The sequence below is a fragment of the Arthrobacter sp. zg-Y1116 genome, assembly GCF_024385485.1.
Taxonomy (GTDB): Bacteria; Actinomycetota; Actinomycetes; order Actinomycetales; family Micrococcaceae; genus Arthrobacter_B.
Map to the genome: position 1 here is coordinate 1,068,729 of NZ_JANFLR010000001.1, position 22,621 is coordinate 1,091,349.

The 22,621-nt window shown below is 65.9% G+C and carries 20 protein-coding genes; 8 read left to right on the forward strand and 12 right to left on the reverse strand.

Going from position 1 to position 22,621, the window contains the following annotated elements; translation table 11 throughout:
• Nucleotides 1–264: 264 nt before the first annotated feature.
• Nucleotides 265–1,626, forward strand: a complete 1,362-nt coding sequence (locus NNX34_RS05060) for a hemolysin family protein (protein ID WP_255765421.1) — start codon at nt 265–267, stop codon at nt 1,624–1,626.
• A complete protein-coding gene (locus tag NNX34_RS05065; protein ID WP_227920127.1) occupies nt 1,619–2,659 on the forward strand; it encodes a hemolysin family protein in 1,041 nt (346 codons plus the stop codon). The genes NNX34_RS05060 and NNX34_RS05065 overlap by 8 nt, the downstream gene beginning before the upstream one ends.
• Before the next feature lie 3 nt (nt 2,660–2,662).
• On the opposite strand, the gene NNX34_RS05070 is transcribed toward NNX34_RS05065, so the two are convergent.
• From NNX34_RS05070 to NNX34_RS05085, 4 genes are all read right to left on the reverse strand, one after another.
• Nucleotides 2,663–3,256: a DUF1992 domain-containing protein gene (locus NNX34_RS05070; RefSeq protein ID WP_255765422.1), complete on the reverse strand. Its 594-nt coding sequence runs from the start codon at nt 3,254–3,256 to the stop codon at nt 2,663–2,665.
• A 111-nt stretch (nt 3,257–3,367) separates the two neighbouring features.
• Nucleotides 3,368–3,943: a hypothetical protein gene (locus tag NNX34_RS05075; RefSeq protein WP_255765423.1), complete on the reverse strand. Its 576-nt coding sequence runs from the start codon at nt 3,941–3,943 to the stop codon at nt 3,368–3,370.
• A gap of 16 nt (nt 3,944–3,959) precedes the next feature.
• The gene (locus NNX34_RS05080; RefSeq protein WP_255765424.1) at nt 3,960–5,105 is read right to left on the reverse strand and encodes a zinc-dependent alcohol dehydrogenase; all 1,146 of its coding nucleotides are present in this window, start codon (nt 5,103–5,105) and stop codon (nt 3,960–3,962) included.
• A gap of 56 nt (nt 5,106–5,161) precedes the next feature.
• Complete coding sequence (locus NNX34_RS05085; RefSeq protein WP_255765425.1) at nt 5,162–6,709, reverse strand: ATP-binding protein; 1,548 nt, start codon at nt 6,707–6,709, stop codon at nt 5,162–5,164.
• Nucleotides 6,710–7,086: 377 nt separating this feature from the next.
• Between NNX34_RS05085 and NNX34_RS05090 the strand changes: the two genes are divergently transcribed.
• Both NNX34_RS05090 and NNX34_RS05095 read left to right on the forward strand, forming a co-directional pair.
• Nucleotides 7,087–8,037, forward strand: coding sequence for a lantibiotic dehydratase C-terminal domain-containing protein (locus NNX34_RS05090; protein WP_255765426.1), 951 nt, complete (start codon nt 7,087–7,089; stop codon nt 8,035–8,037).
• Nucleotides 8,038–8,096: 59 nt separating this feature from the next.
• A complete protein-coding gene (locus NNX34_RS05095) occupies nt 8,097–8,828 on the forward strand; it encodes a GAF and ANTAR domain-containing protein (RefSeq protein ID WP_255765427.1) in 732 nt (243 codons plus the stop codon).
• Nucleotides 8,829–8,852: 24 nt separating this feature from the next.
• Here the strand turns inward: NNX34_RS05095 and NNX34_RS05100 are convergent, their stop codons facing one another.
• From NNX34_RS05100 to pstS, 3 genes are all read right to left on the reverse strand, one after another.
• A complete protein-coding gene (locus NNX34_RS05100) occupies nt 8,853–10,331 on the reverse strand; it encodes a mannitol dehydrogenase family protein (protein ID WP_255765428.1) in 1,479 nt (492 codons plus the stop codon).
• Between the two features lie 78 nt (nt 10,332–10,409).
• Nucleotides 10,410–10,610: a hypothetical protein gene (locus NNX34_RS05105; protein WP_227920152.1), complete on the reverse strand. Its 201-nt coding sequence runs from the start codon at nt 10,608–10,610 to the stop codon at nt 10,410–10,412.
• A 126-nt stretch (nt 10,611–10,736) separates the two neighbouring features.
• On the reverse strand, nt 10,737–11,852 hold the full coding sequence (gene pstS / locus NNX34_RS05110; RefSeq protein ID WP_255765429.1) for a phosphate ABC transporter substrate-binding protein PstS: 1,116 nt from the start codon (nt 11,850–11,852) through the stop codon (nt 10,737–10,739).
• A 221-nt stretch (nt 11,853–12,073) separates the two neighbouring features.
• On the opposite strand from pstS, the gene NNX34_RS05115 reads away from it, so the two are divergent.
• Nucleotides 12,074–12,454 carry a DUF1304 domain-containing protein gene (locus NNX34_RS05115; protein ID WP_255765430.1) on the forward strand — a complete coding sequence of 127 codons (381 nt, stop codon included), beginning with the start codon at nt 12,074–12,076 and terminating at the stop codon, nt 12,452–12,454.
• Nucleotides 12,455–12,471: 17 nt separating this feature from the next.
• Here the strand turns inward: NNX34_RS05115 and NNX34_RS05120 are convergent, their stop codons facing one another.
• Genes NNX34_RS05120 through NNX34_RS05135 form a run of 4 tightly spaced genes read right to left on the reverse strand, consistent with a single transcriptional unit; the run spans nt 12,472 to nt 15,146 of the window.
• Nucleotides 12,472–13,380, reverse strand: a complete 909-nt coding sequence (locus tag NNX34_RS05120; RefSeq protein WP_255765431.1) for a DNA-3-methyladenine glycosylase — start codon at nt 13,378–13,380, stop codon at nt 12,472–12,474.
• Nucleotides 13,377–14,060, reverse strand: a complete 684-nt coding sequence (locus tag NNX34_RS05125) for an alpha-ketoglutarate-dependent dioxygenase AlkB (RefSeq protein ID WP_255765432.1) — start codon at nt 14,058–14,060, stop codon at nt 13,377–13,379. Before NNX34_RS05125 ends, NNX34_RS05120 begins: the two co-directional genes overlap by 4 nt.
• A complete protein-coding gene (locus tag NNX34_RS05130) occupies nt 14,057–14,686 on the reverse strand; it encodes a methylated-DNA--[protein]-cysteine S-methyltransferase (protein ID WP_255765433.1) in 630 nt (209 codons plus the stop codon). The genes NNX34_RS05125 and NNX34_RS05130 overlap by 4 nt, the downstream gene beginning before the upstream one ends.
• Nucleotides 14,673–15,146: an RNA polymerase sigma factor gene (locus NNX34_RS05135; RefSeq protein WP_255765434.1), complete on the reverse strand. Its 474-nt coding sequence runs from the start codon at nt 15,144–15,146 to the stop codon at nt 14,673–14,675. Before NNX34_RS05135 ends, NNX34_RS05130 begins: the two co-directional genes overlap by 14 nt.
• A 121-nt stretch (nt 15,147–15,267) precedes the next feature.
• Between NNX34_RS05135 and NNX34_RS05140 the strand changes: the two genes are divergently transcribed.
• Entirely contained in the window at nt 15,268–16,809 is a 1,542-nt protein-coding gene (locus NNX34_RS05140; RefSeq protein ID WP_255765435.1) for a long-chain fatty acid--CoA ligase, read from the forward strand.
• Between the two features lie 195 nt (nt 16,810–17,004).
• Here NNX34_RS05140 and NNX34_RS05145 read toward each other — a convergent pair whose 3' ends face one another.
• The gene (locus NNX34_RS05145) at nt 17,005–17,985 is read right to left on the reverse strand and encodes a DMT family transporter (RefSeq protein ID WP_255765436.1); all 981 of its coding nucleotides are present in this window, start codon (nt 17,983–17,985) and stop codon (nt 17,005–17,007) included.
• A gap of 324 nt (nt 17,986–18,309) precedes the next feature.
• Between NNX34_RS05145 and NNX34_RS05150 the strand changes: the two genes are divergently transcribed.
• Complete coding sequence (locus NNX34_RS05150) at nt 18,310–19,629, forward strand: LPXTG cell wall anchor domain-containing protein (RefSeq protein WP_255765437.1); 1,320 nt, start codon at nt 18,310–18,312, stop codon at nt 19,627–19,629.
• A 353-nt stretch (nt 19,630–19,982) separates the two neighbouring features.
• Nucleotides 19,983–22,373, forward strand: coding sequence for a trypsin-like serine protease (locus tag NNX34_RS05155; RefSeq protein ID WP_255765438.1), 2,391 nt, complete (start codon nt 19,983–19,985; stop codon nt 22,371–22,373).
• Nucleotides 22,374–22,621 lie beyond the last annotated feature (248 nt).

Consider the following 22,621-nt stretch of genomic DNA (forward strand, 5'->3'; position numbering starts at 1 on the left):
TGCCTGGTGCGCCAGCACCGGGTGGCGGCCTCCACCAACCACGAGCCCACGTATCGGCACGGGCAGGGCAGCTGGTAGGCATTGACGTGGTTTCCGGCTGCAGCCTGAAGGAAACCTTGGAACAGCAAACAGGTCCATCCTGTAACATTCCTTGGACTATGGATGACCCTCCCTCACATAAACCCATGCCCCTCCCCGTCCTGACCGACCTGCAGACTGTGCCCACTCCGGCTGCACCGGCTATCACGAGAGAGGGGCAGCCCCATGTATGAATGGCTCATGGTCGGCGTAGGATTGCTCCTCACCGTCGGCACCGGACTGTTTGTCGCCTCCGAATTTGCGCTCGTCAATTTGGACCGTGCGGACCTTGAGTCCCGCCGCGACAAGGGCGAGAAACGCCTCAATCCCACAATCAACGCGCTGAAGATCACCTCCACCCATCTTTCCAGCGCACAGCTCGGCATCACCCTGACCACCCTGCTGACCGGGTACACCTTCGAACCTGCAATCAGCTCGATGCTGCGCTCCCCGCTCACGGCGCTGGGCCTGCCGGAGGGGATGGTGCCGGGCATCGGCGCCGTCGCCGGCATTTTCCTCGCCACCATCTTCTCGATGATCATCGGCGAACTGGTTCCCAAGAACTTTGCCCTGGCGCTCCCCCTGGCCACCGCCAAGCTGGTAGTGCCCTTCCAGACCGTTTTCACCACGGTGTTCAAGCCCGTCATCCTGCTGTTCAACAACACGGCGAACGCCATCATCCGGTCCTTCGGCATCGAACCCAAGGAAGAGCTCTCGGGCGCACGCAGCGCCGAAGAACTCAGCTCCCTGGTTCGGCGTTCAGCGCTGGAAGGCGTGCTGGACCTGGACCACGCCGTGCTCCTGAACCGAACTCTGCGCTTCGCCGAACACTCCGCGGCGGACGTTATGACCCCCCGGGTCCGCATGCGGACGGTCCACGAGTCCGACACTGCCGAACAGGTGGTCGCCGTTGCCACGGCAACCGGCTATTCCCGCTTCCCCGTGATCGGACGCGATTCGGACGACGTTCTGGGCGTGCTGCACCTCAAGCAGGCCTTCGCCGTACCGCTGGCCGCACGGACCTCCGTCACGGCCGCAGAACTCATGGTGGAACCGCTGCATGTACCCGAGTCCATGGGCGTTGACACGCTGCTGGGACTGCTGCGCGCCCAGGGCCTGCAGGTCGCGATCGTGTCCGACGAGCACGGCGGCACCGCCGGCATCGTCACCCTCGAAGACCTCGTGGAGGAGATTGTGGGCGAACTCGAGGACGAACACGACCGCGCGCGCGTCGGCGTCGTCCGCACGGGCCGCGCCATCACCTTCGACGCCTCGCTCCGGCCGGACGAACTCCTGGACCGCACCGGCGTCGAGGTTCCCGACGGCGAGGAATATGACACCATCGCCGGTTTTGTCACGGACGTACTGGACCGGCTGCCGGAGCTGGGCGACGAAGTGGAAATCGAGGGCGGCACGCTCCGTGTGGAACGGGTGGTCCGCAACCACATCGAACGCCTGCGCTTCACCCCGTCGGGCTCGCTGGAGACCCCGGTGAGCGCCCATGACCGCATTGTCGACTCGCTGACCAAGGACCTGACCCATGAGTGAATACCTGCCCGGAATCATCTGGCTCGTAGTGCTGCTGGTGGTCAACGCGTTCTTCGTCGGTGCTGAATTCGCCGTCATCTCGGCCCGCCGGTCACAGATTGAACCCAAGGCCGAAGCCGGCAGCAAGGCCGCGAAAACCACCCTGTGGGCCATGGAGCACGCCACGCTGATGCTGGCGACCAGCCAGCTTGGCATCACCGTCTGTTCCCTGGTCATCCTGAATGTCTCGGAACCGGCCATCCACCACCTGCTGGAGATTCCGCTGGGCCTGACTCCGCTGTCCGCAGACGCCATCGGCATTATCGCGTTTGTGGTGGCGCTGCTGCTGGTGACGTTCCTGCACGTGGTGGTGGGTGAAATGGTGCCGAAGAACATCTCGTTCTCCGTGCCCACCCGCGCCGCACTGCTGCTGGCTCCGCCCCTGGTGATCGTGTCCCGCATTGTCCGTCCGATCATCTGGACGCTGAACGGCATAGCAAACGGTGTCCTGCGCCTGTTTCGGGTGGAGCCTAAGGACGAAGCCACCAGCGCCTATACCCTGGACGAGGTCGCGAACATCGTGGAGCAGTCCACGCGTGACGGTGTCCTTTCAGACCGCAGCGGTACCCTGACGGCCGCGTTCGAGTTCACGGAGAAGACCGTGGCCGACGTCGAAGTTCCGATCAGCCAGATGGTGCTGCTGCCCGAGACCGCAACCCCTGCGGACCTGCAGCAGGCTGTGGACGTCCACGGTTACTCGCGGTACATCCTCACCAACGACGACGGCGACCCCGACGGCTACCTTCACCTGAAGGACGTCATGGACCTCACCACGCCGGACGAGTTCGCCGCATCGGTGCCCGCCAAGCGGATCCGCCGCCTGGCGTCCGCTTACCGGGGCAGCGAGCTGGAGGATGCCCTGGCCACCATGCGCCGCACCGGCGCCCACGTGGCGCGGGTTTTTGACGCGAAGGGCAACACCACGGGTGTCCTGTTCCTCGAGGACATCATCGAAGAGCTGGTGGGCGAAGTCCACGACGCCACCACCGTCTAACGCCTAGCGCCTGCGTTTCCACCAAGGCCGCCGCTGCTCCGGTTCCGGAGCGGCGGCGGCTTCTTTTTCGGCTTCCTCCGCCTTCCGTTCCCGCCAGCGCTGCACTTCCTTCTCGACGTCGCGGGTGCGCGTGATAACGGGCGGACCTCCTTCGAGCTGGCGGCGCGCATCGATGACACGCGCATTGAAATCCTGGACGATCTCCCGAACCTGCTTTTCGGTCCACCGCGTGTCCAGCCGAGCGTCCAGTTCCGCGTCTTCCGTGCGCAGCAGGATGGCCTTGGGTCCCAATCCAGTCACGTTCTCGCGCTGCATCAGCCCCTTGATCCACCAGTCCGGATCATGGCCGTCGCCCAGGTTCGGGATAGGTTTTCCGGCGTACAACAGGTTGTCGAATTCGCCCCGGGCCATGGCATCCCGAACCAGATAATCGGCTTTGGCGGCGTCGTCGACTTTCCGGCGCTTGTGCCGCAGCCCTTCCTCGGCCTCTGCACGCTGGAGGTTTTCATCGTCGAGCCCTCCGCCGGCCGCCGCCGCCCGCAGCTGTGCGGCCCGTTCCATCCTGCGCCGGTACTGCTCAACGCCCCTGCCGTCCATGATCTCCCGCCGCCTAACGTGTCCCGTGTGGTGTCTTAACCGATTCGGACCTCTCCGGTATTCCTACTAAGGACCAACGGCAGACACGACGAAGGCGTGCCCGGTTCCGCGCTACTTCCGCAGCCGGCGCACCATGGCGCCGACGGCGGTAGCCGCGCCCGCACCGGCCAGCAGCCACGGGCCGCCGACGATGATCGGGTCGATCCACTGGTGATTGACGTCCGCCCGCTTCCGGCCCACCCGGGAGGAGACGCCGTGGCGGGTGAACTCGCTCAGCACCCCGGTCTCCGTGATCGGATTATCCGGGTGCAGGGTCGCGAAGGAAGCCAGATGGCTCTCCACGGCGTCTACGCGGTCCGCGGCGAGCAGGATCAACCAGTGGGCCGCACGGGCCTCGCTGTACCGGCGGTAGGCGTACCGGCGCATCACGCCGGACAGTCCCTTGGGCGGGCAGGCGGTGCCGAACACCGGGGTGAGGAACTTGTGCTCGATCGAGCGCTCCCGCGGGAACTTTTCTTCCTGCCGTTCCGGGAATTCCCAATGCGCGCCGCTGAGGGTGGGATCAAACTGCAGCTTGGGCACGGCAGGACGGTCCCGAGGATCGAGGTCAACACCCCAGCCCGGGATCCGCGCGCGCAGTTCCTCGCTGGACGGGGTTCGGGTCGGCTTTTGCGGCGTGTAGGCCATTGCAGTGTCCTTCCTTTCAGGAACCGGGGACGATGACGGGCTTGATGCAGTTATCCAGCTTGGCGGAGAACATGTGATAGCCCTCGGCGATGTGCTCCAGCGGAATCCGGTGCGTGATGATCTCGCTGGGCTTGAGGTAGCCGGCCTTGATGTGCTCGAACAGGCGCGGCCACTGCCGTTTCATCGGCGTCTGGTTCATGTTCAGCGTCAGGCCCTTGTTCAGTGCGTCTCCGAACTTCACGGCGCTGAAGAGCGGACCGTAGGCGCCCATGACGGACACGGTGCCGGCCTTGCGTACCGAGTCGATCGCCCAGTTGAGTGCCACTGCGGACCCTCCCTGCAGTTTGAGCTTCGTGCCCGTAACCTGCTGCAGGAAATTACCGTCAGCCTCGGCTCCCACGGCGTCGATTGCGACGTCGGCACCCAGGTAGTCGGTGATCTTCTTCATGTGCACCACGATGTCGTCGTACTCGGTGAAGTTGTAGGTCTCGGCGTGGGCGAAGGTCCGGGCCTTTTCGAGCCGGTAGTCCAGGTGGTCAATCACGATCACCCGGCCGGCGCCCATCAGCCAGGCGGACTTGGCGGCGTACAAACCCACCGGGCCGGCACCGAAAACCACTACGGTGTCACCTTCGACGATGTCCCCCAGCTGGGCGCCGAAATAGCCCGTGGCGAGTGCATCGGTGCACATCAGGGCGTCTTCTTCGTCCATCCACTCGGGGATGAGGGAGGGTCCGACGTCGGCGAACGGGACCCGGACGAACTCCGCCTGGCCGCCGTCGTAACCGCCGGTGGTGTGCGAATAGCCGTAGAGACTGCCTACGGCCGTGGCGTTGGGGTTGACGTTGTGGCAGTTCGAGTAGAGCCCCCGTGCGCAGAAATAGCAGGATCCGCAGTAGATGTTGGCCGGGACCATCACACGGTCCCCGACCTTGAGGTTCTGCACGGACGATCCGACTTCCTCCACCACTCCGATGAACTCGTGGCCGAACGTCGTGCCGACCCGGGTATCCGGCATCAGGCCGTGGTAAAGGTGCAGATCGGAGCCGCAGATGGCCGCCCGGGTGACCCGCACGATGGCATCATTGGGGTGCTCGATCGGCGGTATGTCCTTTTCTTCCACCCTCACCTTGTAGGGCCCTCGGTACACCATCGCTCGCATTGGACAGTCTCCTCGCTCTGAAGCCGGATCTGGCCCCTTAACGATAAGCAGACTTACTAACTTTGCAAGCTTGTACCCGGCCCAGCCGCCGGCAGCTTCACGGTGAAGACGCTTCCCCGCCCCGCCTCGCTGCTGAAGTCGATGCTCCCCCCGTGCTCTTCCACAATCCTGCGGGTGATCACCAGGCCCAATCCTGCCCCGGGGATGGCCGCGGTGAGAACCTGCCCGGACCTGAAGAACTTGCTGAAGACCTGTTCCTGCTCCGCCGGCGTCATGCCGATGCCGGTGTCGGCGACCTCAATCACCACGGCTTCATCCTGCCTCCGCGCCCCTATCCGCACCGTTCCGCCGCCGGGTGAAAACTTGACGGCATTGGACACCAGGTTTTCCAGCACCTGCCGGATCCGGCCTTCGTCCGCCACGGCCCGCAGCCCGGCCGCCACCTCAACACCGATTTCCACCCCGTTGATCCGCGCGTGGGGGCGGAAGGAATCGGCGGCGGCTGCGACGGTGGAAGCCAGATCCACTTCCTGCAGTTCCATCGCGCCGCTGTCGGATGCCACGGACAGCAGATCGGAGACCAGCTGCAGCAGCCGCTCGGAATTTCGAACCGCTGCCTGCAGGGCCGATTCGACCGTGCCCGGCAACTGTCCTTCTTCTTCCAGGGCCATATCCAGGTAGCCGAGGATGGACGTCAGGGGTGTACGCAGCTCGTGGGACACATTACCCACGAACTCACCCTGTGCCGCCAGCGCGCGCACCAGCTGGGTGACGTCGCTGAATGCCAGGACCGAGCACTTGAAGTCCCCTCCGTTCCGCACCGGGCGTGCACACACGCTGACCGCCATCTTGCCCTCGCCGGTGCCGATCCACATGATCTGCTGCGAAAAGGATTCACCGGCAACGGCACGGCGGATGGGGAGCAACTCGTCCGGAAGCGGTGTGATCCGGTCCGGACCGTAGACAGACCACGCTCCGGACTCGAAGTCGCTCAGGTCTTCGGCCCCCAATATGGTCCGGCTGGCCTCCATATGGGCGTTGGCGAGGATTTCCCGGCCCTCGTCATCCACCACGAGCACCCCCACGTCCACCGTGTCCAGGATGGTTTTCAGCAGTGATTCCCGCTCCTTGGCCGCGCGCTCGGCAGCACCGCGTGCGGCTTCTGCGGCTTCGGCCTGCTGGAGCGCATCAACCAGGTCGCGTTCATACCTGCGCCTTCCGGGCATGGGGAAAACCGTGATCAGGTCCACGGTGCGGCCGCGGGAGGCGGTCCGGACCGCCGAGATGTGAGCCGGCAGCCTGGTGTTTCCGGCTCCGTTGAAGTCGACGCTTAGACTCGCTGCAGGTGTTGTTGTGTGTGCCGCGCTCCAGCGCTGGTATTCCAGCAGGTCTTCGGGCGAAAGGAGATCGGCAAAAACGGTGCCTGCGAGCGCGCTCCGGTTCCGGCCGATCCACGCCGCGAAAGTGGAGTTTGATTCCAGGATGACGCCCTGCCCGGAAACCACAACGTATCCGGACGGGGAACAGTGGAAAAGGGCCGGCCAGTCCGGAATGGACGTCCGTTGCCGGCCGATGCGCGGAAAACGGCGGGAAATCATGGGCATGCCGGACCTTTTGGAAGAACAAGTTATGCAGGGACAATTTCCGGGGCCCGCATTCATCGGATATTCGAAGAAGTCTTGTGCCCGGCCAAACAATTTATCAGCCTGCTTGCGGTTTCTGTAAATATGACGGAATTGCCCCATTCCCGGCCTCTGCAGGTCCGGCGGCACGGCTGCACGGCGCCCTCGGACCTGCGTGCACAAGCAGGAGATATTACTACTAATCGAGCGCTTCGGGATGGGTTCCGCCCGTCTTCGCAGCGAGGAACCTCAGGTGGTGGACACGGCCGCTGGATTGGGAAAGACTTCCATCCCGGGACGCGCTGGAATGGGCGTTCCGGGTGGGGTGGCTCAGCACAACAAGCACCGAAAGGATGGCCATGACCCAGCCAGCCGCGCTCCGCACCCCCTCCCGCCCCTCTCCTCACCCCACATGGTGGAACCTGACTGTAGATGCCGGTAGTTTCGAACTGGCAGACCGGATCATCGGTGAACTTGTGACCCCCCTCGTTGCGCAGGCGAGGCTTTGCGGAACCAAGCGCTGGTTCTATACCCGACGCATGCAGCCGTCCAATGCGCAGGTCCGGCTTCGGGTACTTGCCCCCGTGGAAACCCTGGATCGGCTTCAGTCCCTGCTGGGGGCACTGCAGGAGCAATCCGGGGATCCGGTGCGCAGCCTCTCGGTGGAGCATGAATTCAACGAACCGGTGCTGGACCGGACAATCGGCACGGACGCGCTGCTGCCGTCGGTCGAAGCGGACCTGGCCCGCTACGGCGGCGTTGACGGGCTGGCCTTGGCAGAGGAAGTCTTCGAGCTTTCCTCCGATCTCTGCCTCTGGGCAACCGCCCGGTTTGCGAAGGCACAGAACCGATCGGCGCTGGCATCCCTGCTTCTCTTCGATTCGGCCTACGCCATGATGAAGGGACCGCGGGCCTCCACATGGCCGGACCGCCGTCGTGTTTCCTGGGAGTACTACTGGGACAGCCATCTCCATAGCTGCACCGCTTCCGATCCGCGGGCTGCCGGAGTGCAGAAGGCTACCGGTGCGCAGGCCCAGGCCCAGTTGATGCCCGTGCACCGGCTGATGATGGCCACCGCCTCCGAACCCGCCGTCACCAACTGGCGCCGGCGCTGGCTGCGGACCATTGACACCTACCTCTACCGGGCAGACAAGGCCGGAGCCAGCCGCAGCGCCCAGCACCTCACTGTGTACCAGGCGCACGGCCTGTTGAACCGGCTGGGATTCACGCTTCGCCAGGAGGCACTGATCGGGGTCTATGCCAGGACGTGGAGCAGGGAGAAGGAAACCGAATTGGTGGAGGCCACCTAGGCGTGGCGGGCAGCGGATGCGCGGACGGGTGCGGGGCCGGGCGGCGATAGAATCAGCGTATGAGCCTAACCGCGGACCAGCAGTCCGTTGCAGCTGAATTGCAGCAGCTAATTCTGCAGACTGAGTCGGTGGAGTTCTTCCTTGAGGGGTTCGCCATGCGTGCCGCTGAGCTTTTCAGCAGCGATGCCGAAGTCCTGGCCGGGGTGACCCTGCTTCGGAACAAGCAGGGCACCACCGTGGCCAGCAGCAGCGAGGCGGCGCGGGCGCTGGACGAAGTCCAGTACGGCTTCGGAGACGGGCCGTGCATGCGGGCCTCGCGGACAGGGCGGACCGTCGTGGTGGAAGACGTGCGCACCGACCCGCGGTGGCCGGAGTATGCGGATGCCATCCGGGACCGCGGCTTCTATTCCATCCTCGGCGTTCCGCTCATCCTCGGTAACGACGGCGGTGCCGGGCTCAACCTGTATGCCCGGGACGCCGGTCACTTCACGCCGGACATCATCCGGTCAGCCGAAATGTTCGCCGCCGAGGCGGCAGTTACCCTGCAATTGGCCGTCCAGATCGCCCGGCACAGGAGCACCGCCGATCACCTCCGCGCGGCCATGGGAGCCAGGACCACCATCGACGTTGCCGTGGGCATTGTCATGGCGCAGAACAAATGCAGCCAGGAAGCGGCCTTCGAAATCCTGCGCGACGCCTCCAGCAACCGGAACGTGAAACTCCGGGACGTCGCCGAGCGCGTGGTGCAGTCCGTGACCTCGCAGGCTGTGAAAACCCACTTCGTCGACTAGGGCGTGCCTCTGGACGCTGTCCGGTCAGGCCTTGTCCACCAGTGCGGCGACGGCAGCCCCGGCTCCGCTGCGGTGCAGGGTCCCCAGAGCGGATAGGTACGCTTCCGTGAACCGGGCATCGGAGGCCAGATCGCCGAAGAACTGCTGCTGTGAAATGAAGGCCAGCGGATCCTCCCGGTTCCGGGCGGCTACGGCCATTACCTCGTCCCGCCGGTGGTCCACAACCCGTATCGGTTCGCCTGCCTCATCCACGCCCTCGGCGTAACGTGCCCAGGCGGCAATGATCGCAGCGGAACGGGAGACTTCGCCGCCGGCCGCCACGTTCTCGCGGACCACAGGAACCAGCCACTTTGGAATCCGGTCCGAGCTTTCAGCGCACAGGCGGGCGAGGGTGTCCCGGACGTGTTCATTGCCGAAGCGCTGCAGCAGCCGTTTCTTGTATTCGGCCAGATCGATGCCCGGGACGGGGAGCAGGGTGGGCGTGGCTTCTTTATCCATGTAGTCCAGTAGGAACTGTGCCAGCTGCGGGTCACGGGCTGCTTCATGCACATAGCGGTAGCCCTCAAGGTAGCCCAGATAGGCCAGGCCCTGGTGGCCGCAGTTCAGCAGGCGCAGTTTCATGTGCTCGTACGGCTCCACATCCGTCGCCATGCTCACACCGGCGTCTTCCCACGGTGGCCTGCCCTGCGGGAAGGCGTCCTCGAGTGCCCACTGCTCGAAGTCCTCGGCCACCACGGGCCACGCGTCCTCGACGCCGAACTCCTCCGACAGCAGCGCGCGGTCGGCATCGGTGGTCGCCGGAGTGATCCGGTCCACCATCGAGGACGGGAAGGAAACAGCCTCCTGCACCCACTTGCCCAGCTCCGGGTCCCGCAGCCGGGCGAACTCCCCGAAGGCCTTTCGCGCCACTTCGCCGTTGCCCGGGACGTTGTCGCAGGACATCACCGCGAACGGTGCCAGCCCTCGCTCGCGCCTGCGGCGCAGTGCCTCGACCACCAGGCCGAAGACGCTTGAGGGCACCGCACCGGGCTGCAGGTCCGCCGCGACGCCGGCATTTCCGGGATCGAATTCTCCCGTGGTGTCGCTGATGTTGTAGCCGCCCTCGGTAATCGTGAGGGAGACGATGCGCGTGGCCGGGGATGCCATTTTTTCAATGACCGCTTCGGGATTCTCGGGTGCGAAAAGGTACTCGGCAATCGAGCCGATCACGCGGGCTTCCAGGGCCCCGTCGGGGTGCTTCAGGACCAGGGTGTACAGGCAGTCCTGGCTGTCCATCACGGTTTTCATGGCGGCGTCGGAGGGCAGTACACCCACTCCGCAAATAGCCCAGTCCAGGGCTTTGCCAGCGTTCATCAGCCGGTCCAGGTACATCGCCTGGTGTGCCCGGTGGAATCCTCCGACACCGAAATGCACGATGCCGGTGCTGAGCCGGGAGCGGTCATAGCCGGGCCGGGCAATGGACTGCGGGAGATGGGGCAGGGACTCGTCACTGAGCTTGGTCATAATGCCGCCTTAGGCCGGGGTGCGGCCAATCTAGCAGATTGGCTCGGCCCCTCCCATAGCAGCCTTGGTGCCGCACCCCTACTCGACGGCCTGGGCGTCCAGTTCGATGAAGGCCCAGTCCGGCTCGGCGAGGATGGGGTCCATGACGGGGCCGCCGGCCTCGGCAATCCGGTCCTGGACCTTGGGCGGCAGGCCGTCCTGGCGGAGATTGTGCCTCAACCAGTCCTTGGCCGAACCGTCCAGGTAAGGCCACCAGCGTTCGATTCGGATGGGTTCCACAGCAGCCCCCTTCAGCGTTGCGTAAATCCACGGTGACACCGGCAATGAGGGGGCGCAAGAGGGCAACGAAAGAGCAGCAGGGGAAGCTGCGGTGCTACCGGCAGGTAGCACCGCAGGCCCGTGGAACTAGTCGCGGACGGTGATGGATTCCAGCGCCTCGCGGGCCTCTTCGGCCAGGGATTCGGGGATGGGGGCGCTCTTCGCTGCTTCCGCGGAGGTCTGCTGCCCCTCCTCGCTCACCACGTACTGGCCGAAGGTCCGCACCCGCTCGACGAGGTCGGCGTCATCATACGAACTGCAGTAGATCTGGTAGGAAACCAGCACCAGCGGGTAGGCCCCCGGCGCCGTGGTCCGCCGGTCCAGCTGGAGCGCAATGTCATGTTCCCCGCGTCCGGGGACGCGCTTGGACTGTTCGACGGCGGTGCTTGCCGCTTCGGCGCTGATCGGCACGAATTCGGTTCCGACGAGCAGGTTGGCGGTGCCCATGGAATCGTCGATCACCGAGTCGTCGGCGTAGGTGACGGCTCCCTCGGTGCGTGTCACCGTGCTGACGACGCCGGAGCTTCCCTGTGCATTCTCGCCCTGCAGCCCTCCCGGCCAGGTTCCGGACGGTGCATCCGGCCAGGCATCGGGCGCCACTTCGTGCAGGTATTCGGTGAAGTTCTCCGTGGTGCCCGAGTCATCCGCCCGGCTGACGGGAGTGATCCGGGTTTCAGGCAGCTGCACGCCCGGGTTGAGTGCGGCGATGGCCGGATCGTTCCAGGTGTCAATCTCGCCGCGGAACATCCGGGCAATGGTGACGGCGTCCAGGTTCAGCGACTCGATGCCGGGGAGGTTGAACGCCACGGCAATCGGGGAAATGTAGGCGGGAATGTCCAGGGCACCCTCCGGCCCGCAGACTGCCTTGGCGTCCTCTATCTCTTCTTCCTGCAGATAGGCGTCGGACCCGGCGAAGTTCACCGCACCGGCCAGCAGCGCGCTGCGCCCTGCACCGGAGCCGTCCGGCGAATACTGGAGCTGGACTTTGGGATGCAGCGTCCCGAAACCGGCGATCCAGGAATCCATTGCAGGGCCCTGGGCACTCGATCCGGCGCCGGACAGCACTCCGGTGAGGTTGGAGGTGCTGTTCTCGGCAGCCTCGCGCTGGGCGTCACCGAGGGGGTAATCGGATCCGCAGGCGGTCAGGGCAAGCGTTGCCAGCACCACCGTGGCCAGGGAACGGGCGGGGCGGATCGGGCGCAAGGGGTGTCCTTCCAAAGAAGCGGATACGGCGTCCAGCGCCGGGGAGGCAGGTACAAAAATGCTGCCCTTTCAAGGCTAGCGGGGAATCGGTCCCGCCTGCCAACCGAAAACCCCTTCCCCCTTGAGGATCGCCGGGGTCTGCTGTCAGCATTGACGGCACTGCGGAGAACACTGCTGGGGCGCGACTGCGCCGGCAGCCCCCGCATCCGCAAGGAGTGCCCGTGCTGATTGCCGCCGCAATTTTTGCCGTAGTAGCCGCCGCCGTGGCGTTCTACTTCTTTATGCTCGAATCCCTGCGCTGGGCCGAGCCGGAAACCGCGGCGATCTTTCAGCTGCGGGGAACCAATGCCGCGGCCACCGCACAACTGGCCTACAACCTGGGGTTCTACAACCTGTTCCTGGCGGTGGGCGCAGGACTGGGTGTGGTCCTGCTTGTCGCCGGTAATGCCGTGGCCGGGCTGACGCTGATGACCTTCACCACTGCGTGCATGCTGCTCGCTGCGGTGGTCCTGGTGCTCAGCGACAGGAGAATGGGCAGGCTGTCCCTGGTGCAGGGCGGTCCGGCGGCGTTGTCCCTCGTCTTTGCGCTGCTCGGGACCTGACGGGCTGCGGGCGGAAGCTACCGCGCAGCGGGGGCCGGCACCGCGTAGGCTGCCCGGGTCCACAGGTGGAACAGGGCGTAGGAGCGCCACGGGCGCCAGGGCTGCGAAAGCAGGGCTGCCTCCCGCCCGCTCCCCACCCCGAGAGCGCGTTTCAACACCAAGTCATCGGCCGGGTAGGCATCCCGGTCCCCCAGCACCCGTACAGCCAGGTAGTCCGCTGTCCACGGTCCGATTCCGGGCAGGGCCAGCAGGCCGGTGCGCACGGCCGCCGGCTCCGCTCCCGGGCGCAGCGGCAGGCCACCGGCCACGGCTTCGGCCAGCGCAGAAAGAGTTCGGGCACGGGCATGGGTGATCCGGACCGCGGATTGGATCTCGGCGGCCGGCACTGCTGCCAGCCGCTCCGCCGTCGGAAAAGCGGACAACCCGTTCGGCCCGGGCTCCCCGAACGCCGCAACCAGCCGGGAGCCGAAGGTCCGGGCGGCCGCGAGGGATACCTGCTGCCCGAGGACAGTCTGGGCGCCGGTTTCAAAGCCGTCCGTGGAGCCGGGCACCCGCAGGCCGGGGTGCCTGTTCACCAGGGGTTCCAGCAGCTCGAATCGGGAGAGGAACGGGTCCACTACGCCCGGATCGGCATCCAGGTCCAGCCAGGTCCGGACCGTTGATATGAGGGCGGCTTCCTCCGCCGCGGGCAGCGCGGGCAGGTCGAGGACTACTCCGGCGTCCGCCAGGGACACTGCCACGGCCACGGGGGACGAAGCTCCCTCCAGCAACCGCTCGACCGTAGCGCCGTCGTCCGTCCGGGTAACCCGCTCCAGGCCGGGCACGGCGTGCGCCTGCAGGGCACCGGCGAGCGGTTCCCAGGCGAAGGGGCCGCGGTGCCGGAGTGGACGCCGCTGCCTGCCTGCCAGGGCCGCCCCCTCGGTCATGACAGTCCGGTCATGCGCAGCGTGATGTTGATCCGCCCCGCGGGCAGGCCGGATGCCGGGTCCGCCGTGCCTGCCAGGGTCCGCGGAACACCGTGGTACGCGAACCGGGAGGGACCGCCGAAGACAAACAGGTCTCCGGATTCCAGCTCCAAGTCGGTGTAGGGCCGGGTCCGCGTCTCGGTGTTCCCGAACCGGAAAACGCAGGTGTCCCCGATGCTGATGGATACCACCGGTGCACTGGATTTCTCGTCCTTGTCCTGGTGCATGCCCATGTGGGCGCCCTCGGCGTAGTAGTTGATCAGCGCCGTATCGGGGGTGTAGTTCTCCGGCCGGAAATCGTCCCGGGCGTACCCGCCGTCGGGCTGCCGATAGGCCTCGCGTAGGGCGTCGCGGCCCAGCTCGACCAGCCAGTCCGGCAGCTCGGCAACGCGGCCGCCCCCGACGTCGTCGGCCGTCCGCGTGTACTTGTAGGGCTGCCAGTGCCAGCCCAGGCATACGGTCTGCACGGACATGGTGTGCCCGCCGGGGAGGACGGCCGCGCGCATGGGAACGGGCCCGATGGCCCACTGCCGGCAGGCCTGGACAATGCGCTGCTGTTTCTCCGGCGGCAGCCAGCCCGGCACATGGACGGCGCCGACGGCGGGTTCGGATCGTTCGCGGGGAAAGAGGGAGTTGCTCATGCGGCGGCTTCCAGGTCGAGGAGGATCTTCTTGGCGGCGGGACCGCCGCGGTAGCCGCCGGTAGTCCCGTCGGAGCGCAGGACCCGGTGGCAGGGGATGACCAGGGGCAGCGGATTGCGGCCGCAGGCGGTGCCCACAGCCCGGACGGCACCGGGGTTTCCGGTCAGTGCGGCTATGCCCGCATACGTGGAGGTGTGCCCGTAACCGATCTGCTGCAGCGCCTGGACCACGGTCCGCCGGTATCCGGCGGTGAGCCGCAGGTCCAGGTCCAGGTCGAAGCTGCGCCGGGTCCCTTCGAAGTACTCGCGGAGTTGGGCGGCGGGACGGGCCAGGCGCTCCGGAGCCTCGAGGATCCGCGGGCTGATCCGGGTGCTGAGGTCCTGCAGCACGGTATCCACCCCTTCGCATTCGAACGCGACCCGGACCAGGCCGGCGTCGGTGGCGGCAAGGATGAGCCGGCCCACGGGACTGTCGATGACGGTGTAGGCAACGTCCAGCAGCCCGGCTAACCCGGCTCCTGCGGCCAGGCGGGAATGCAGGGCGGCAAGGACCGCGCCCTCGCGGGGGTCGGGGTCCAGGAGCCCGGCACTGGAGGGGCCGGCGTCGGTGGTCTCAAAGGATGCCATGGCGGTCCTCCTCATACAGGGTTCGTAGTTTCTTGATCCCGTCTGCCGCGGAGCGGCGGCAGGCGGCTTCGCTGCCGCCGAGCAGCCGGGCCACTTCGGCATACGGGAGCCCGGCGAGGTGATGGTACGCGAGCGCCTCGCGCTGGCGGACCGGCAGGGTTTTCAGGGCCGACCACAGTCCGTCGGTGTCCACCTGCGGTGCCCTCACCGGTTCGGGGACTTCGTCCACCGGAACCGGGTTTCGGGCGGCGGAACGGTGCTGGTCCACGGCCTTCCGCTTGGCTATGGTCACCAACCAGGCCTGGACGTTGGCGCCCTCGGGCAGGTCCGGGTAGGCGCCCAGGGCGGCGAGGAACGTTTCGGACCACGCATCTTCGGCCTGGTCCGGGCCCACGACGGCACGGCAGACGCGCAGCACGGACGGGCCGTGTTCGCGGACAATCTGCTCAAAGGGTTTCACTTCCACATACGGTAGACGTTTTCCGCGCTCCGTTTGTGAGCCGCCGGGTCAAGAAAGTTTCCCGCGTCCGACGGCGGTGGCTAGACTTCCCTCTACGTCGCAGATCAAAGGAGATCACCCCATGCACAACCTCGCCGGCATTCTGACCGACACGGTGGCGCGCTTTCCGGAGCGGACAGCCCTGAAGCTAGATGAAACCGTAGTCTCCTACGCGGCCCTCGACGCCATGAGCGCCAAGGTTGCCGGCTTCCTCGCCAGCCGGGGCGTGGAGCCCGGAGACCGCGTTGCGCTGGTGATGCCGAACATCCCGCAGATGGCGTTCCTGTACTTCGGCGCCCTGCGCCACGGCGCCGTCGTCGTTCCCATGAACCCGCTGCTGAAGGCCCGCGAGGTGGCCTACCACCTGCAGGACTCGGGTGCCCGGATTGCCTTCGCGTGGGAAGGCGTGGCCGGGGAAGTCTCTGCCGGGGCGGAAGAGGCCGGCGGAGTGGAGGTGGTTTCCGTGGATTCGGCCGCATTCCTGCAGTTGCTGGCCGGTGCGGACAGCCGCACCGAAGTGGCTGAAGTGGATGACCAGGACACCGCGGTGATCCTTTACACCTCCGGAACCACGGGACGGCCCAAGGGCGCAGCCCTCACGCACCGGAACCTCCTCACCAACGCCTACGTGGCGCAGTCCCTGCTGAACACGGTGGAGACGGATGTCCACTTCGGCGGCCTGCCCTTCTTCCATGTGTTCGGCCAGACCGCGGCCCTGAACTCGTCCGTCCTGTCCGGCGCGTCCATCAGCCTGCTGCCTCGTTTCGATGCGGGCAAGGCCCTGGAGATCATCGAGCGCGACGGCGTAACCATCTTCGAAGGCGTGCCCACCATGTACGTGGGCATGCTCCGCCACCCGGCGGTCAAGACCACCAACCTGTCATCCCTGCGCGGAGCCATCACCGGCGGTTCCGCCATGCCGCTGGAAATCCTGCACGAGTTCGAGGAGGTTTTCGGCATCGAACTCCTGGAGGGTTACGGCCTCTCGGAGACCTCGCCGATTGTCTCCTTCAATGTTCCCGGCGGCGACCGCCGGCCCGGCTCCATCGGTAAAACCGTGGCGGGGACGGAGGTCCGGATGCTGGACCCGGACGGCAACGACGTTCCGGTCGGCGAGGTCGGGGAGCTGTCTGTCCGCGGCGACGGCGTGATGAAGGGCTACTGGAAGAACGACGACGCCACGGCCGCTGCCATCCCGGACGGCTGGTTCCGCACCGGGGACCTGGCCCGTTTCGACGAGGACGGGAACATCTACATAGTGGACCGGAAGAAGGACATCATTCTGCGCGGCGGCTACAACGTCTACCCGCGTGAGGTCGAAGAGGTCCTTTACGAGCACCCGGCCGTGGCCGAAGCAGCGGTCATCGGCATCCCCGATTCGCTGCACGGCGAGGAAATCGTGGCGGTGGTCGGACTTCGTGAAGAAGCAATGCCCGCTGACGACGCAGCACGGGACGAGTTGATCGCAGACATCCAGCAGTTCACCAAGGACCGGCTGGCCGCGTACAAGTATCCGCGCCGGATCGAGCTGACCGACGCGCTGCCCAAGGGGCCCACGGGCAAGATCCTGAAGCGGGAAATCAAGGTTTCCGCTCCCCTGGCGGCTGAGGCGCCCGGGGTGTAGCGGCCCGGGGCCTGGGGCCTTTAGGCCCCTACGGGGCCTGGAACGGCGGCAACGAAATTCTCCGCTCGCAGAGCTCGCGAGAATATTAAAGCCGCCTTCCTCCAGGCCCCTCCGGTGCCCGCGGAAGGGCCAGCAAGTGCCAGTCTCCAGTTTGCGGCCCGCAGGCGTTGCGGGAATTGAAGGGTTAAGCGGCGGCTAGGCGTAGGGCTCGACGTCGGCCGCTGCCTCCCCCGGCAGCCCGGCCGATTCGTCGGAACGGACCAGCACAACACCGGCAACAATCAGGCACCCGCCTGCCAGCTGGACGGGGCGTGGCAGCTCCGAAAGCAGCAGCCACGCCCATAGGACGGCGAACAGCACCTCGGTCAGGGACACGAACGAGGCCACCCGCGAGCCGAGGGAGCGGGCCGCAATGATCCCGGTGACGTAGGCCAGCACCGTGGAGAACAGCACCAGGCCGATCAGCGGGACCCACCATGCGGTCCGCCAGCCGGCCAGGTCCACATCCGTGGTGCTGAAATCCAGGGAAAGGACGCCGGTGAGGCCCAACGCGGCCATGGTGGCACCGCCCACGAACATCCCGCCCGTGGCCAGCACCAATGGCGGAAGGGAATCGTTCTGCTTGGCGGTGATGAAGAAATAGCTCGCCAGGCAGACCGCGGCGGCGAGTCCCCACAGCACTCCCACCGGGTCAATCCGTGTGCTCCCGCCCAGGTCCAGGACCAGGACCAGCCCCGCCACGGCGGCCACCGTGCCAAGGACCGTGCGGATGCCGGGGCGGCGTCGCGTGGCGACCCAGATCCAAAGCACCATCAGTACCGGGGCAAGGAACTCCAGGAGCAGGGCAACCCCCACGGACAGTCGCTCCACCGCGTTGAAATAGAAGAACTGGCAACCGGCCACCCCGATGAACCCGAACAGTACGATGGTGCGCCAGTTGCTCCGCACCTGGCTCCAGCGTCCGCGCAGGACGAACGCAGTAGGAACCGCGAGGACGAGTGCTGCTCCGAGCATCCGGACAGCAACGGCGCCGGTGGGGCTCCAACCGGTTTCCAGCAGCGCCTTCGCAAAGGATCCGGACAATCCAAACACCGCCGACGATGCCAGCGCCACGAGAATCCCGGCCGCTCCCGGCCGCAGTGCCGTTTGGCTGCCTTTTGTCCGCGCCCGTGCCATGAATCTCCCTGCGGTTTAGGACAGCCCGGGACTGATGGTCCGGGATTACGACGGCGACGCTACCCGGCCCGGGGAGCGCTTTCAATATGCTCTTTGTCCGGATAATCCGCATCCTTGCTATCTGAGGAGAGGCACGCTATTCTCGCCCTTACCTGCGGTATGGGTCTCTATCCGGTGCAGGTACCACTTATTGATGGCGCACAATACTGTGCGCACTTCAAATACTTGTTCAGCAGTTTCAGTCTCGTTTCCTCCGCATTGTCCATTTGCCGCCTTACCAGCATGGAAACGTCGGAGGTTGACGGTTTTATGGGGGAAAATTTCATGCAGGAAAATTCACGCAACATTTCGGCACGGGTCGGCGCCGTCAGCGCCGTAGCCCTTTTGGCAGTCAGCGGCGCATTCATTGCCAGCCCCGCGATGGCCGGAGAGCTGGACCCGTCGGCACCCGCCTCGCCGCCGGCCACTACGCCGCCGACGACGCCGCCGCCCACCGAGGAACCGACCACGCCGCCGACGACGCCGCCGGCCACCCAGGAACCCACCGCACCGGCCACGCCGCCGGCCACCCAGGAACCGACCGCACCGGCCACCGAGGCACCCACCGCACCCGCAGTTCTGGCGCCGCCCACGACCAATCTGGCCGATGGTGATGTCATTAAGACGAGCCACCTCATCAAGGGAACAGCTCCGGGGGCAACCTCCGTGGAATTGTCCATCAATGGAGCAAAGCCGGACACCATTGCTGTAGCGGCAGACGGCACGTGGAGTATTCTCGCGCCCACCTTCACTGCGGAAGGGGGGGCTACGCTGACCCTTACGATAGTTGCCATCAACGGCGACACCCGGTCAGAACCCACCACTGTCGTTGTGACCCTTGAAGATGCACCACTGCCGGCACCCGGAGTCACCACCCCGACCCGCGTCGTGGACTCCCTGAAGGTTCTCACCGGCAACGGCGTGCCGGGAGCCACCGTCACGATCACGATCGCCGGGGACGTAGCAGCACCGATTACCGGAGTTGTCACGGTTGGCGAGAACGGCAGCTGGGAGCTGGCCCTCGAGACGCCGCTGGGCTACGGAGGTTATGACCTGACCCTCGTGCAGTCGCAGGAGGGCAAGGAAAGCTCCGAGACAATCACCGACTTCATCGATGTGGTCCCCGCCGCTCCGGTGGTCACCACCCCGGGCGAGGGTGCCGAAGTCCCCGTCAACAAGCTGCCGGCAGCAATCACCGGCACCGCGGTGCCCGGTGCGGACGTCGAGCTCGTGGTCGACTTCGACCTCGACGGTGAGGCCGATGTGGATGAACTCGCGATCCAGGCAACTGTCGCCGATGCCAGCGGCAACTGGTCCGTCCCGCTGACTCCTTTGGCTGAGGGTGCCCACAACATTGTTGCCATCCAGGCCGTCGGGGATGCAATCTCCGATTTCTCCGACACCAGCTTCACCGTTACGGCTGCAGTTGTTGCTCCGCCCGTCACCGTCAATCCCGTTCCGGCCGGAAACCCGGGAGCCGGCGGACTGCCCGACACCGGTGCGGCAAACCTGGGCCTGCTGGCCGGAGGCGGAGCAGCTCTCCTCACCGCCGGTGGTGCAGCCCTGCTGTTCAACCGTCGCCGCAACGCGGCTTCCGAATCATAGGAATTCCTAAGCAGTAAACGAGGCGGGCCCCGGCGAATAGCCGGGGCCCGCCTCGCGTTTATGCCCTTTTTCGCGAACGCGGTGGCGTTGGGCCCGGCATGCAAAGCGCCCATACACAAGCCTTGCCATACCGTATGATGACCGCTATTCTTTCGCGTGTCTGTGATCTCGGTTACCTGGCGCTTCAATTCCAGCCGGCTGAATTCACTGGCCGGATAACGGTCTTTCATAGAATCGACCGGGATCAGCACAAAATCAGCATTTTCAGTCTCATTACCTCCGCAATCTCCAGGTGCCGTACGTGCGCCTGCACGGAAACGCCGGTGGTCGATGTTTTATGGGGGAAAAATTTCATGCAGGAAAGTTCACGCCCGCTCTACGCACGGGTAGGCGCCCTTAGCGCCGCTGCCCTTCTGGCGGTGAGCGGCGCATTCATCGCCGGCCCGGCCATGGCTGATACCGGGGACACCCCGCAGCCGACCACGAGCGAAACACCCGCCGCTGCAATGCAGGGCACCGGAGAACTGGCTCCCGGTCTCGAGGAGGCCCTCCAGCGCGACCTCGGCATGACCGTCGACGAATTCGTGGCTGCAGGCGACCTCGGCAAGAAAGCCTCGGACAACCTCGAGCGGCTCAAGGCCACTGCGGGCTTCGTCGGCATTGAGGTCCTCGACGGCAGCCTGGTTATCACCGGCAGCGGAGAAGAACTCCAGGCACTCGCTACCGAACTCGACGCCACAGTCGTTAAGCCTGAGGCCCCGGTTGTGGAGGCTCCCAGCGCAGAACCGGCCCCCGCGGCGTCCCCCGCACTCCAGCCCGCCGAAACCGAAGCTGCAGCTCCCGAAGCAGCCGAGGACAAAGCTCCGGCTGATGTAAAAGCAAAGCGGGCATCGGATCTCCGGAGCCTGCTGGCCGAGTACGCGGCAGCAACGGGCAGTGCGGACAAGCTGCAGTCAGTCAGCGGCAACTTCGACCAGGGGTTTGAGCTCAGGGTGGGCGAGCCCGCAGAAGCGCTGGGTTCCCCTAAGGCCCGCAGCGCGGCTGCACTGATGACGCCCCAGGAGTTCGCCGACCTGTACTCAAACGTCACGGTCACCTACGACCACGGGACCACGTTGAAGTTTGAAGACATTCCGAATGGTTCGGGCTACCTCTTCGAGACCGCCGAAGGTGCCTTTGCCTGCTCCATCGGTTTCGCCGGGTTCAACGCCGACGGCGAGGCTGCGGCCATCACCGCCGGGCACTGCCCGGACGGAGCATTCCCCGAAACCACTCTCGAACATCATGACTACGACCTGGGCCTCTTCAGTGCCACCTATGAATTCGGCGGCACCGAGACCGATCCCGGTACCGATATCGGCGTCATCGACGACATCAACCCCGAGCTGACCCTGCTGCCGGAAACCCTGCAGTGGGAGAACGTTGATGATCTTTCCGCCACCACGGTGAAGATCGCCGGATCCACCGCTCCCGTCGTGGGCGCACCGATCTGCAAGTCCGGCCGGACAACGTTCTGGACCTGCGGCACCATCCTGCAGAGTGATCATCTTGTCAACGTTGAGGGCTCCTGGGTTGAAGGGTTTGAAGCCCAGCTCCAGGCTGCGCAGGGCGACTCCGGCGGATCCATGATCTCCGGCAACCTGGCCGTAGGCCTCATCAGCGCGGGCGTACCCGGCTCCGGCAAGGTCACGGGCGCCGACCTCCACCGTGCCATGCCCGTGCTCTCCGGCTACACCCTCGCCATCCACCTGGACGCACCCGCGCTGACCAGCCCGGCGAACAACGGCACCGTTGACACCGACGCGGTCATCACCGGCACCGCAACGGGCGCCAAGACCGTGGACCTGACCGTCGACGGCGTCGACTCGACGGTAGAGGTCGCCGCGGACGGCACCTGGTCCTTCAAGGCACCGACCCTGGTACCGGCCGACGAAAAGCTCACCATCACCGCGCAGGCCATCAACGGGTTCAACAAGTCCACCGTCAGCAACTTCGAACTGACGGTCAAGGAAGCTCCCCTGCCGGCTCCGGTCTTCACGACTCCCGCCACAGTGCTGCATTCCATTGAGACCATTGAAGGCACCGGCGTAGCCGGCGCCACCGTATCCCTGACCGTGCCGGGCGACGCCGAGGAAGAGGAAGTAGCTGCGGCTGCAGTTCTCGATACCGAGGTCGACGACGAAGGCAACTGGTCGGTAACCCTCGAGGAACCGCTGACGTACGGCGTCTACAACCTGTCCGCAGTCCAGGGCGGCATTGCCGGCAAGGAAGACTCGGGGGCAGCGACGCTGAACCTTACGGTCGCACCCGACGCTCCGGTGATCACCTCCCCCACTGACGGCCAGGAGTTCGTTGAAGGTTCACTCCCCAACGAAATCACCGGTACCGGCACCGCCGGCGTCGAGGTGACCGTTGCGGTCGATGACGAAGCCCTCGAGGCCGTAGTCGTGGACGAAGACGGCAACTGGTCTGTTCCGATGGGCGATTTGACCGCGGGCGACTACGCAATCACGGCCGTCCAGACCATCAACAGCGCTCCGTCGGCCGACGCCTCCGCGGGCATCACGGTCACCGCAGCTCCGGTTGTGGTGAACCCGGCTCCGGCCGCCAATCCGGGTGGCGGACTGCCTGACACCGGCGCCGCCAACCTCGCCCTGCTGGCCGGTGGCGGAGCATCCCTGCTCGCCGCCGGTGCTGCAGCGCTGATGTACAACAAGCGCCGCCGGGTCTCCGTCGACGCCTAACAGCACCAGCGGTACACACTGAAGCGGGTCCCTGCCAACGGCCGGGACCCGCTTTGACTTAAGCTACTGTCACGCACCAGGAGGAATCATGATCCGAAACCGGACGCCGCCGTCGCTCCACCTGCTTTCAGCCCGATCCCTGGCCGGGGTCGCCCTGGCGACCCTGATCGCCGCAGGCGCGGTTACCGGCTGCGCGCCGCTATCCGCAGACGAAGGCCCGGGCGCCCCGCCGGATTCACCATCCGGCA